Raw genomic sequence first — 12,988 nt, 5'->3', positions numbered from 1 at the left:
TTACATGCTTACTGATCAGCCTTTTAAAAAAGTTGTGCTTACTGGTCAGACAGTGGCCTGTGCTGTCTTTACGGGCGTTGGCGTATCAGAGGAAGCTGTATTTCTCCATTTACGGTTCCAGTACAGCCAGGTAAGCGTAAAGAGGAATAGCGGGATCACCTGGAACCGGAAGCGCATATTTTCACCCAATTCGAGCAGGTTACCTGCCATGGCAAGGTAGAGAATGTTGAACACGCAGTAAATCAGGGCGATATCCTGCCAGTCCCATTTTTCTTTTCCTGCTAATACGCGGATCATCTTCCTGGACAAAATATAGGCAATGGCTGTAAATACCAGCAGGTAGGCCAGGAACAGGATGGCGTTGGTCAGAAAAACATAATCTTTATAAATCCGGATGTAGCCCAGGTTAAAGAGATTTTCGTATCCCATGATTTTGCTTCTGTTCTTTTGAAAGGCAAAATAATTGGTAGCCGGGGAGAAGTAGAGGGCGGTAGAGGTCTTTATCAGCGACAGGTAAGGCTTTGGGTTGGCTTTCAGACAGGCCATGGAAGCTTCCTGGAATTTATCCGAGATCCAGATGTACTGGAGATGATTGAAATTACATTCGCTGGAGGCCTTGCACCATTCCTGGAGGGCAGGTATATTTTTATATTTATTGTTTACCGGGAGCCATGGGCCGTATTCTTCGAGGCAGCGGAAGGGGCCTACGTCGGCCAGGCGACGTACGGTATCGTTGGCGATGGAAGGCGGCAGCTGTCTGTTCAGTGGCAGCATGATGCGGGCGATATTCATGCCCATCCAGGTGGAGGCCGTGAAGTGGCCGAACATCACTTTATTTTTAGCATACCAGCCTGTCACCATGAGCACCGGGAAAATGGCAGCCAGCACTGTTCTTTTACGTAGATGAGGTTTGCTGAAGATGGTCAGTCCGATGGCAATCAATACCAGCCATACGAGGTGGAACATGCTGATGGTAAGGCAGATGACAGACAGGAGCAGGAATAACGAGAACCCCCATACGAATTTTTCCGTGCGCAGATATTTTATCAGGAAGAAGAGCGACCAGGAAAGGAATATCATGCCCAGATAGGTATAGAAGTACCAGGATTCGTATAGCAGAAAAGCTGGTGTTATCGAGAAATAGGCGCTGATGGCGAATGACAGCCAGCGTTTATTAGTCAGATTATAAAGAGAAGCATATAGCAAAATTGTTTGGGCATAGCCGAAGAGAAACCACAGGAGTTCCATTACACCTTCGTAGTGATGGGGGAACCAAATGATGAGGAGGCTGCAAAGGCCGTTGAAGAGCGGCGGCTGGCTATGCAGGTACCATAGACTTTCCCATGGCCGGTTTACCAGGAGGTCCTTGTTTAGAAGGTGCCAGGTTTCCAGTACCGGGATGGCGGTAAAATCGAAGTGGTAAATGTATTTAATAATGAGTTTACTGACTAATGCGATGAGTGTCAGCAATAAAATAGTTGGGACATGTTTCCGGGGTAAGAGCTGTGTCATAATAGGCACGGGTACGGGATTAAGTAATAGTTTAAGACAGCATTTTGCGGTGAAAATGCTGCAACAAAATACTACAAAAAAATAAAAGACCCGATTATTTATCGCCGGAAGCTGCCGGAGAATTTTTCAGTGCGCGGTTTCTGTTGTATACAGGAAGGGCTACCAGGCTGAAGAATCCGAGTACGATCACGAGGATGGTTTGTACTACCCAGATCAGTGTACCGAAGGCGAAGCCGATTTCGTAAGGTATTTTATACAGCTCAAGGATGGAGCCTACGAGGCCGTAATAGATACCGATACCGCCAGGCATAACGATCATGCCTACACTACCGATAACGAGAACGGCGAGTGCCGCGCTGATACCGAGTCCGGCTGTTTCGCTCATACAATAGAAGGCGATATACACCTGGGAGCCGTAGCAAGCCCAGATGAGGATGGATTGGATAATGAAAGACCATTTATTTTCCATTTTACCTACAGAGAGGATGCCTTCGAGCATGCCTTTGGCGAAGGCTTTGATGGTGATAAATGCTTTGGTACGGGAGAAGCGGCGTACCTGCCAGATGGCGAGCAGGATGACAGCGATGAGGATGGCGAGTCCGATACCTATCTGCACCATATTGGCGCCGGCGATTTTCTCCTGGAATTTGACAACAATAAATTTCTGGAAGTAGGCACCGAGGATATCGAACTGTGTGAATACGGTGATAACGGTGAGGAGAATGAGGCAGAGGAGGTCTACCGCTCTTTCTGCGATCATGGTACCCACCAGTTTATCGGCAGGTATTTTTTCGTATTGTGTGAGGATGCCGCAACGGGTGACTTCACCTACACGTGGGAGTGCGAGGTTGACGAGGTATCCGGTCATCACGGCGAAGAAGGTATTGAGTGTGGTGGGGGTGTGGCCCAATGGTTTCATGAGTAATTTCCATCGGGTGGCCCTGAACCAGTGGCTGGCAATACCGATGATGACAGCGGGTATAGCCAGCCAGTAGTTTGCTTTTTTGAGCGCAGTTTTCATCTGCGTCCATTGTTCGGGCGTAAAATTGCGTGTAAACAGCCATATGAGTAGCACCCCTATACCGAAAAAGCAGATAAACTTAATAAGGTTTTTGAGCGATTTTGGCATATGCTAAAGTGTTTAGGGAGTTACGGGTTTTTATAGCTGAAACGGACAATTATAATTTATTTCCTTCCTTAGGGAAGATGGCGATCGGCGTATATTTTTTAGCTTCTTCGAAGTCCATGGTGGCGTATGATATAATGATCACGATATCACCAGGGGCTACGAGACGGGCAGCGGGGCCGTTCATGCATATGACGCCGGAACCGCGTTTACCTTTAATGACGTAGGTTTCGAGTCTTTCACCGTTGTTAACGTTGAGCACCTGTACCTTTTCGTATTCGATGAGTCCCGCTGCGTCCATCAGATCTTCATCGATGGTGATGCTACCAACATATTGCAGGTTAGCTTCTGTAACCACTGCGCGGTGGATCTTACACTTTAATATTTCGATTTGCATAATACTGTGAGCTTCGTGTGATTAGAAGCGTCTGCAAAGCTATGTAAAATAATGTTTCGGGCCAAGGCGGTGGTGCCTGTATGCGGCAAAGTAGGTTAATGGGCTGCGGTGGGGCTGCGGTGGTGGAAAAGTAACTGGCAGATAAAGAAAGAGGAAGGGCTTTGCAGGCCTTCCTCTTTCGGATATTGGTGTCATGATATGGCAGCCGTTACAAGATAATAATGCGTTGCGGCCGGCATAAAATGAAACGTTAAAGTTTTCCCTGGATGACGATATTATCGATTAATCTGACCCCATCGAGCCAGGCGGCGATGGCGGCTACAACCACCATGTCGTCGGTGGCGGGCTGATCGAGTGGAACGAGCATATCATCTCTGAGGGCCAGTATATCCACGTATTCCGGGTCGAATCCTTCCGCTTTGAGGTGATCTGTGGCTTCATGGGCGCTTTCCATGAAGAGAAGACCTTTGCCGAAGCTGTTTTTGATGGCGGAGAGTTCCTGGAAGATGGTAGTAGCTTTTTTGCGTGCGGCGTGGGAGAGGCGTACGTTCCTGCTGCTCATGGCAAGTCCGTCCGGTTCTCTTTCCGTTGGGCATACAATTAATTCTGTGGTGGACTGGATGATTTTGAGTAACTTACGAACTATGAGACATTGTTGCAGGTCTTTCTGGCCCATGAAGAGTTTGGAGGGCTGAACAATATCGAGTAGTTTATGAACGATGCGGCCAACGCCCTGGAAGTGTCCGGGTCTGAATTTACCTTCGAGAATGGTTTCCAGATCACCGAAATCGTAGTGAATATCGCCGGCGAGTCCTTCGGGATACATTTCGTCTACGGCAGGGAGAAAGACAATATCCATTGAAACATCATTTAATTTTTTAATATCAGCTTCAATAGTTATGGGATATTTTTCGTAGTCTTTAGGATCGTTGAACTGGGTTGGATTGACAAAGATGGAGCAAACGACCACATCCGTGTTTTGCTTAGCGGCCTGAATAAGTGACAGGTGTCCGTTGTGGAGTGCGCCCATAGTAGGCACAAAACCAATTGTTTTGCCACTTTTTCTAACGAGGTCCAGGTGCTTCTTCAGGTCAATACTGCGCTTAAATTGATACATAAAACATTGTTAAAAAGGATGTTAAAACTGACAGATTGGCCAATATTCCGTAAAAAATCCGTAATTTTGCAAGCCAAATTAAAAATTACTGCATTAATAATCAGCGTTAAATGTCCACAAAGAAAAGAATTCTTTTTATTGCCCAAGAGATGTCGCCCTACCTGGAATTGAGTGAATATGCGGCGATGGTCAATAAAATGGCAATTAAGTCCAATGAGGCCGGACTGGAAGTGAGAGTGATCATGCCGAGATTTGGGAGTATTAATGAGAGGAGACATCGCTTACACGAAGTGGTAAGGTTGTCTGGTATCAACATTGTGATTGATGGGGATGATTACCCGTTGATTATCAAGGTTGCATCATTACCGAATGCCAGATTGCAGGTCTACTTCCTGGATAACGAGGACTATTTCAAGCGTAAAACAGTATTTGAAGATGAGAACGATCAGTTCTTTGATGACAATGCTGCACGTGCTGTATTCTTCTGTAAGGGAGCACTGGAAACGGTGAAGAAATTCGGATGGCCTCCGGACATCATTCATTGTAGTGGTTGGATGACCTCCCTGATTCCTATGTATCTGAAAACTGCATATAAGAAGGAACCGGTTTTTGCGAACAGCAAGATCGTTTATTCCATGCTTCCTAATACCTTCAAGGAAAAGCTGGGCACAACCTTTGTAAAGAAGGCGACTATCAGCAACCAGATCAAGGAGAAGGATATGGAATTGTATAAAGAAGGGACGAACACTGCCCTTAACAGGGGTGCTGCTAAATATGCAGACGCTGTTGTGCTGGCGGCCGACAAACTGGAAAAGAAAGTAGTTGATGAAGTGAAAGCGGAGAAAGGTAAGATCATTTTGCCTTTCAAGAAAGATAATGAAGATCTGAGTGATTACCTGGGACTGTACAACCAGTTGCTTGGTAAATAGTTATTATGAAACGAATGTTCGGCAACTCAACACAAAAACACCATAAAGCGTGAAGATTAAACTCAGGAACCTAGGCTACGTAGCTGCCATTGTATCTGTATTGTATGCATCCACCGGTTGTAATGAAGCAACCCTTTTAGGTAAAAACCTCATTCCTCCCGGTGACCTGGTAAATGCCCAGGACACGACTATCACTGGTATAATTACCCGGAATGTCCTTAAATACGACTCTTCCGTGATAAATGGATATACCAACTATGATAAAATCCTCGGTTCGATAACGGCCGATCCTGTGTTTGGAAAGACCCATGCCTTTGTCTTTATGCAGGTAGGGTTGCCAACGAGCAATTTTGCTTTTTCAGGCGATTCCCAGACACTGGACTCTGTAGTTTTGTGCCTGAGTTATCTTGGTTATAAAGGAGATTCCACCACACCACAAACCTTTAAGGTTTACCGTATGATGGAAGAAAACTTTAAAATTGATTCTAACTATGCTTATAATAAGCCATTGGCTTATTCTCCGGTTATGCTGGGCTCTGCAACGGTAACGCCGTTGTCTGTACGTGATTCTGTAGACATCTACGGAAACAAGCAGACCGCCCAGATCAGGATCAAATTAAGCAACGCTTTTGGGAATGAGTTACTGCAACAGACGAAGGAAGGGGCATTTGCCAGCGATTCTGCATTCAGAGCATATCTGAAAGGCTTTGCCATCGTTCCGGATACCTTGCAGGGTAATCATAAAAACATGATGTTTGTGGATATGAGCAACAGCAATACCAAACTGAATGTGTTCTATAAAAGCAATAAGCAGGATTCACTCTATGCTACATTTGCCTTTAACACCAGTACCTGCGGCCATTCCAACTTCTTCCTGAGAAACTATAACGGCTCTGAAGCAGCGAACTATATTAATACTACCACCGCTGGCGGAGATAGCATTATGTTCCTGCAAACCGCGCCGGGACTGACTACCAACCTGACTATCCCAGGGCTGGAAAACTTCCCGAACGTGATTATCAATTCAGCAGAACTGGTTATTACACAAATAACTGTTGGAGAAAGTGATCAAAATAATATTTATTCTGCTCCATCTGCTTTAACTTTGTTGCAGTATACAAACGGAGATTCCACCAAACTCCCGATTGATGCGGGTGGTACAGCCGCATATTACGGCGGTACCAAACAAATAGTGACTAACTTTGGAGGTGTAATGATTGCACAGTACAAATTCACCCTTAATCACTATCTGCAACAGCTCATTAAAAAGAATGAAACTAACAACGGATTCAAACTGAAAGGTGCTTCCTCTCTGGTAATGGATGTAGACCGCGTGAAAGCTGGCGGCGGCAGTCATTCCCAGTACAGTGTGAAACTACGCGTTATTTATACTAAACCATAAAACTGCTAATCAAACTTTTTTATGCCTTATTTATTTACATCTGAATCTGTTTCAGAAGGCCACCCTGATAAAGTTGCGGACCAGATTTCTGACGCATTAATTGACAATTTTTTAGCTTACGATGCCAAATCTAAGGTCGCTTGTGAAACCCTCGTGACAACTGGACAGGTAGTATTGGCAGGTGAGGTGAAATCTGAAGCTTATCTGGATGTACAGGACATCGCCCGTGAAGTGATTCGCAAAATTGGTTACACCAAAAGCGAATACATGTTTGAAGCTAATTCTTGTGGTATCCTCTCAGCTATCCATGAGCAGTCTCCGGACATCAACCAGGGTGTAGACCGTAAGTCTCCCGAAGAACAAGGTGCCGGCGACCAGGGTATGATGTTTGGTTATGCTACCCGTGAAACTGACAACTACATGCCACTGGCACTCGACCTCGCACACAAACTCCTCCTGGAACTGGCGGTGCTGCGTCGTGAAAATAAAGATATTACCTACCTGCGCCCGGATGCTAAATCCCAGGTAACGATCGAATACTCTGACGATAACAAACCTCAGCGTATAGACACCATCGTTATTTCTACCCAGCACGATGATTTCGCTGCTGACGAAGAAATGCTGGCGAAGATCAAAGCTGACATGATCAATATCCTGATCCCTCGCGTTAAAGCGCAGCTGAAACCTGAACTGCAAGGTCTGTTCGATGGCTTCGATATCCAACACCATATCAACCCAACCGGTAAATTCGTAATCGGTGGTCCTCACGGTGATACCGGTCTGACAGGCCGTAAAATCATCGTAGATACCTATGGTGGTAAAGGTGCCCACGGTGGTGGTGCATTCTCTGGTAAAGATCCTTCCAAAGTAGACCGCTCTGCAGCTTATGCTACCCGTCACATCGCTAAAAACCTGGTTGCTGCCGGTGTTTGTGATGAAGTACTGGTACAGGTATCTTACGCTATCGGTGTGGCTAAACCTTGTGGTCTTTACGTAAATACTTACGGTACTGCAAAAGTTAACCTGACAGATGGTGAAATCGCTAAGAAAGTAGAAGAAATCTTCGACCTGCGTCCTTATGCAATCGAACAACGTCTGAAACTGCGTAACCCTATCTACAGCGAAACTGCTGCTTATGGTCACATGGGCCGCGCGCCACAGGTAGTTACCAAAGTATTCAACAAAGGTAAAAAGAACGAAAAATCAGTTGAAGTGGAACTCTTTACATGGGAGAAACTCGACTACGTTGAAAAAGTGAAAGCTGCTTTCAACTTATAATATTTCCCTTCAGGAAAATAAGAACGGTCTCTATTATATAGAGACCGTTTTTTATTTTATCCAATAAGCATCATTAAGCGAAGCGCCCACCGCCCCGAAGGGGCGCAAAAAAACAAACCGTCTCTACTAAGTAGAGACGGTTTCAAATATGCTATATCTTCAATAGAGGTGGGTGAATCTACCTCATGTAAGCAAAGGGAGATTACTTCTCTGCAATCTTCCTATACATTCCATAACCAACATTAACTGTGCCTGGCAGCTGAGCCTGGAAAGCCTCCAGGTTTCGTTTTAATGCCGGCGCATCTGCACTGTCCAGCGCAAAGAAACGTACAGTAGGGTCTGCACAAACCACATTGTCCTGTATCGTCCAGCTGCCTGTTTCAGCCCAGCTATGGTACAACGCATTATCATACCAGTCTGGATAGATGATCGCAATCTTTACATTCTCCCGCTTTAACAGTTCTTTCAGGTATGTTGCATTATAATGTCCTGTTAATTTACTTTTTGCAATTTCGTTATTTCCAAGGCCCCAGATATCTACGATGCGACTATCTGACAGGAAGCTAACGGCACCTACATCATTGGCAGCTACCGGCACGCCAGGATAGTATTGCTGTAAAAATCTTCCCATCTGTACCTGCTGATCATAGATGTTACGGCAGGCACGGTAAGTACTTCTGTAGCCAGCCATGGCACGCACCAGCAGCGGACTGGCAACAAAAAAGAGGAGTATTACCATTACCAGCCGTTGTGGCCAGATGCTGCTGCTGTAAAGACCCGTAACACCAGGCCAGAGGCACCATAACAGCAAGGCAATATTGATGATAGCGAGTCCTATGAGGTAGGCTTCATACCTGAACATCCAGCCTACAGCTGCCAGCGCCAGGTGAAGGGCGCCGCCGATACTCAGTATGATGCCCATGTTTACCGCCTGTCTGGCAGTATTGGATACCTTCGTTTTTACCAGCACCACCAGCAGTGGCACGATAATGAGTATACGAAGCAGGGAAGTACCGGAGATAGAGGATTGACCGGTATAGGCTTTGTCGGCCTGGAAGAGCCCCATGATAGTGCTGTTGCCATACATCAGCCGGTAGATGAAGATTTCCTGCAAGGCATGTCCCAATGCGCCTGGCCCTGCCGGGCCACCGCTGCTTTTTAATAATACGGAATTGGGCAATATATAGCCGCCGTAAGCAACAGAGATCACAGCAAAGATGACTACCGGTAACGCAGCTACGAAACCGGTGGTGAAGGCAGCTATTATCTTCCTGTAAAATAAAAGTAAAAGGCAGGCCGCTCCCAGGATAAAGAGTCCTTCAAAGCGGGTGGCTACCATTAAAGCCCCCCAAAGGCTTACCAGCAGGAGCTTGCGTGTGTTGATGTACTCCGCGGAAATCATCTCCACAACTCCCTGTATAAATAATAAGGCAAACCAGAAATGGAGGAGATGCTCCATGCCGGTGAGTATGATGACTGTAAAAGGAAAGAGGACAATCAGGCTGAATAGTACGATGGTTTCCCCGATAGCAGGGAGCCCGTATTTCAGTAGTATACGGTGCACTGTATATAGCACACCATAGGCGGCGATTATATTAATCCATAATCCTGCGAGGTAACTGTTAACGCCTATACGAAAAAGTGAGGCCAGCAAAACTGTATATAATGGGGAGGAAGAAGCGGAACCGAAGGCATCGGGGGTGATGCCCCAAACGCCGTGCAGGCCGAGGTTTTTGGCTACAGCCATGTGAATGAACGCATCGTCGAGCGAATAACAGAAATGTCCGCCGGTTAAGGCAGCAATGCGGTACCAGGAGTAAAGCAATAATACCGTCAGGAAAGTCCAGGCTATATATAAAGGTTGATGCTTCTTCATGATATTGAATTATTTTACCAGTTGAACTGCTTGTTCCAGCGGCATATTGATAATGGATTCCAGCTCTATTTTAGACTGGTTATAGCTGCGGGTAAGGATGACATTCTGCACCTGTTCGGCGTTGTAGGCCTTATAGGCTTTGTTATAGTCTTCCAGGGAAGTTTCACCGGCAGCAAACTTTTTTTCGAGGGTCTGGAATGTGCTGAGTGCATCTTCCAGCAGTGGCAATTCCAGTTCGAATAATTTTTTGTTGGCAACAAAAGTTTCGTAGGCGGTAAGCACTTTGGCGCGGGAGTTCCGGAGGTCTGTTTCTCTTTCTGTTTCCAGCATTTTACGCTGCAGCCTGGCGATCTTTACCATCTTTGGTGTGGTGACGAAATCTCCCAGGGCAAAGGATAAACCGACGTTATAGGTAGGGTAGTAGTTATTCTGATTGACATTGGCCTTAGGGTCGTTGGGGTTGTAATAGACCGTTTGTCTGTTGAAGCTGTTCTCGTTGATATTGGTAAAGAAAGCAACGTGATTGAGCCATTGTGCCCTTGCATTTGCTACCTGGTAATCGCCGATTTTTTCTTTTGTATCAACGAGGTCCTGTGCAGGGGTTTTGCTTGCCAGCTGGATCAGCACCTGGCGGAATTTCATTTCAAGACCGGGGTTTTTCTGGATTGTATTAAGGTCCAGGGAATCTTTTTGCTGGGCCTGTGACAACAGCACAAAACAGAGGGGTAGCGTTAACAGTAGCAGTTTTTTCATACTTGCTTATTTATAAAAATTACAGATATTTTGATTTGATGACAATGCCGGTGAGGGCATTGATAAAGAAGGCTGATTCCATCAGACCACCACTTTCCTGTGCATACATGGAGATCACCATTTCGAATGTCATGGCCGCAATGGCGATGGCCAGCAGTTTATCTATCTCATTGGTAAATCTGAAATAGTTACCTATGCAGGTGCTCATCTGCAGAAAATAAAAAAACATTACTACTATCAGCATAGGCCAACCCAGTTCCAGTGCGGTACGGAGGAAGCCACTGTCTGGCGGAAAGCCTGCCAGCGGATGCCCGGGATTATAGGCACGTCCTTCACCGCCACAGGTAAATAATCCACCACCTATGGGATGCGTATGTATATAAGGCTGAATGCTGTGACGGTTGATTTCACGTACATTCAGCGATGCATCATCTGTACCAACGAAGGCACTACGTACACGGTTAATCGTAGCGTTGCCATAGAAGGGGCCGAAGAGTATGGCGCCACCTATGACAGTACATACCATGGCGGTTATCAGCGTATTTCGTTTATGCAGGTTTACCAGCAGGAAGAGGAATAATCCGGCGGGAATGATCACATAACCTGTGCGGGTACCCGAATAGCCGAGGGCCATCAGGTGGAATAGCAGTGCCATCCCAATAAATAGTTTCTTCTGGAAATTGATAACGCTCAGACTAGCTGTGAGCAATATGATACAGAGTACGGAGCCGCAGGCCATCAGTACACCGAATACCGCCGGATCCGTCATAGTAGAGAAGATGCGTAAGTGCCCCTGTATCATCGTGGTGGCCAGCTTTTCCGGCGATGACATCACAATAGCCCATTCCCAGGGCATTAATCCGAACCATTCCTGAATACAACCATATATAGCGGAAATGGTAGATAATCCCAGCCAGAATTTGAAGAAGAATTGTACATCTTCCTTCTTTTTCATGACCACTGTAGTAAGCACGGCAAACATAAGGTAACGCAGCAGCAGCCTGAAAAAGATGATCACGGTATCCTTGTTGGAGCCGTTGGGGTTTAGTCCTTCCATCATACTGTACGCAAACTGTATGTACATGATCAGCAGCAGCGGCTCTTTGAGGTAGTTGACAGGGTTGTTACCTTTACGGTTTTTCTGCAGCATGGTGCCTATCAGCGAACATATCAGCATGAAGTCGATGGCTGCACCTACCTGAATCTCTTGTCCGTAGAGCCTTTCAAACCATCTTACTGTAATTACGGTAGACAGCGTAATATAAAAGCCTACTTTGGCATTATTAAAGCACAGGAATGCCAGTGCACTGCCGAAAATGGCAAACAGCACCAGTATCCCCGATTTGAAATCATTCGAGGTAATGTAGGGGATCATGGGTACTGCCAATAACAGTAACATCCCTACGAAAATGTTCCACTTATTTTCTTTTATCGCTTCCAGCATCAGAGGAATACTATTTTTACAAAGAGTGACATCATGACCAGTGCCAGGAAAATATTAATCAGCAACTGATGAAAATTTGCACTCATGGGTTTATTTTCTTGCTTCATACGTTTGCTTTTTTTACTTTGAACGGGCCCTTAAACAACCATCCCAGTCTGTATTTCAGCATGGTTTTATATACCAGCACCGATAGCGGAATAGCTCCTGCGATCAGCAGCAGCAATAAAACCGGTACGTTGTGAATCCCGCATTTTATGAGCATACTGCGAAGTACAGCCGCCAGCATGACATGCAGGAGGTAGATATATAAAGAATAAGTACCGATGATTTTGAATACGCCCAGTACATTGAACTTTGCCAGCCATGCAGATAATAAAATCATAAACAGGCTTCCGACAAGGGCAATTACCGCATAAAGGAACAGGTTCAGCTGTTGATGGAGCAGGAAATACCACTGGGAGTAAGCAAATACCGGTAACAGCAGCAAGAGGTATTTCCCCTGTGCCAGTTGCTGTTGCGCATTGTCATTCAGTAACGACGGCGCTACGGCAACGCCTATACTAAAAAAGATATAATGCAGCATGACGTCGTAGCAGGTGCTTACCGGAACGGCCCATGGCGCGAGTCCGAGGAACACCAGGCCCAGTAATAGCTGCTGCGTAGTGTTGAACCTGGCAATACTGTGGTTAAACAGGTACAATGCTGTTACGTTAAATAATGCAAACAGGTACCACAGCTGATCTAACGACCTGGGCTGTATGAAAATCTCAGCATAACTCCACAGGCTCCTGTCGGCATTGGCGAAGCGGCTGAATACGATCTGTAAAGTAATCTGTATCGCAGCCCATATGATATAGGGATATAACAGGTTATTGGTACGGTCTGCCAGCAGGCCGGCAGGGCCGCGTTTTTTTAGCCCTGCCTGGAAAAACAGGCCAGACAACAGGAAGAACAGTGGCATTCTGAAACTGAACAGCATATTATTGCCGTCGATGATCCATTGGGCCACGGGCAGGCCGGTATGCTGAAGTCCGTACAGCATATGACGATATACCACCAGTATGATAGCGATGCCTTTAGCATAGTCTACCCACTGATAGCGTGCAACGCCCAGCTGACGGCCATTTTCCATATGTAGCGTTGTTGCCTGCATG

Annotated in this window: 11 protein-coding genes; 3 read left to right on the top strand and 8 right to left on the bottom strand. The window is 46.0% G+C overall.

Annotation, left to right across the window (positions count from 1 at the left end; all coding sequences use genetic code 11):
* Nucleotides 1-45: 45 nt before the first annotated feature.
* The 4 genes from F3J22_RS22905 to panC form a co-directional block, all read right to left on the bottom strand.
* Nucleotides 46-1,512, bottom strand: a complete 1,467-nt coding sequence (locus tag F3J22_RS22905) for a hypothetical protein (protein ID WP_167020251.1) — start codon at nt 1,510-1,512, stop codon at nt 46-48.
* Between the two features lie 94 nt (nt 1,513-1,606).
* Nucleotides 1,607-2,641, bottom strand: a complete 1,035-nt coding sequence (locus F3J22_RS22900; RefSeq protein WP_167020250.1) for a lysylphosphatidylglycerol synthase transmembrane domain-containing protein — start codon at nt 2,639-2,641, stop codon at nt 1,607-1,609.
* A gap of 49 nt (nt 2,642-2,690) precedes the next feature.
* Nucleotides 2,691-3,035, bottom strand: a complete 345-nt coding sequence (panD, locus tag F3J22_RS22895) for an aspartate 1-decarboxylase (protein WP_133811105.1) — start codon at nt 3,033-3,035, stop codon at nt 2,691-2,693.
* A 250-nt stretch (nt 3,036-3,285) separates the two neighbouring features.
* Nucleotides 3,286-4,152 carry a pantoate--beta-alanine ligase gene (panC, locus tag F3J22_RS22890; RefSeq protein ID WP_167020249.1) on the bottom strand — a complete coding sequence of 289 codons (867 nt, stop codon included), beginning with the start codon at nt 4,150-4,152 and terminating at the stop codon, nt 3,286-3,288.
* 110 nt (nt 4,153-4,262) lie between these two features.
* Here panC and F3J22_RS22885 point away from each other — a divergent pair, with 110 nt between their 5' ends.
* From F3J22_RS22885 to metK, 3 genes are read left to right on the top strand one after another with little or no spacing between them, the layout of a single operon-like run.
* On the top strand, nt 4,263-5,081 hold the full coding sequence (locus F3J22_RS22885) for a glycogen/starch synthase (protein ID WP_167020248.1): 819 nt from the start codon (nt 4,263-4,265) through the stop codon (nt 5,079-5,081).
* A gap of 49 nt (nt 5,082-5,130) precedes the next feature.
* Nucleotides 5,131-6,483 (top strand): DUF4270 family protein, encoded by a 1,353-nt coding sequence (locus tag F3J22_RS22880; protein ID WP_167020247.1) that lies wholly within the window; start codon nt 5,131-5,133, stop codon nt 6,481-6,483.
* A gap of 21 nt (nt 6,484-6,504) precedes the next feature.
* Entirely contained in the window at nt 6,505-7,761 is a 1,257-nt protein-coding gene (gene metK / locus F3J22_RS22875; RefSeq protein ID WP_167020246.1) for a methionine adenosyltransferase, read from the top strand.
* Between the two features lie 202 nt (nt 7,762-7,963).
* Here the strand turns inward: metK and F3J22_RS22870 are convergent, their stop codons facing one another.
* The 4 genes from F3J22_RS22870 to F3J22_RS22855 form a co-directional block, all read right to left on the bottom strand.
* Nucleotides 7,964-9,637: a hypothetical protein gene (locus tag F3J22_RS22870; protein WP_167020245.1), complete on the bottom strand. Its 1,674-nt coding sequence runs from the start codon at nt 9,635-9,637 to the stop codon at nt 7,964-7,966.
* Between the two features lie 9 nt (nt 9,638-9,646).
* Nucleotides 9,647-10,390: a TolC family protein gene (locus F3J22_RS22865; RefSeq protein WP_167020244.1), complete on the bottom strand. Its 744-nt coding sequence runs from the start codon at nt 10,388-10,390 to the stop codon at nt 9,647-9,649.
* A 19-nt stretch (nt 10,391-10,409) separates the two neighbouring features.
* Nucleotides 10,410-11,834: an O-antigen ligase family protein gene (locus F3J22_RS22860; RefSeq protein WP_167020243.1), complete on the bottom strand. Its 1,425-nt coding sequence runs from the start codon at nt 11,832-11,834 to the stop codon at nt 10,410-10,412.
* Between the two features lie 103 nt (nt 11,835-11,937).
* Nucleotides 11,938-12,987, bottom strand: coding sequence for an acyltransferase family protein (locus F3J22_RS22855; RefSeq protein WP_167020242.1), 1,050 nt, complete (start codon nt 12,985-12,987; stop codon nt 11,938-11,940).
* Nucleotide 12,988 lies beyond the last annotated feature (1 nt).

It is taken from the genome of Chitinophaga sp. Cy-1792 (assembly GCF_011752935.1).
Classification (GTDB): domain Bacteria; phylum Bacteroidota; class Bacteroidia; order Chitinophagales; family Chitinophagaceae; genus Chitinophaga.
Note: the sequence above shows the minus strand (reverse complement) of the source record. Positions and strands in the feature narration are given on the sequence as shown.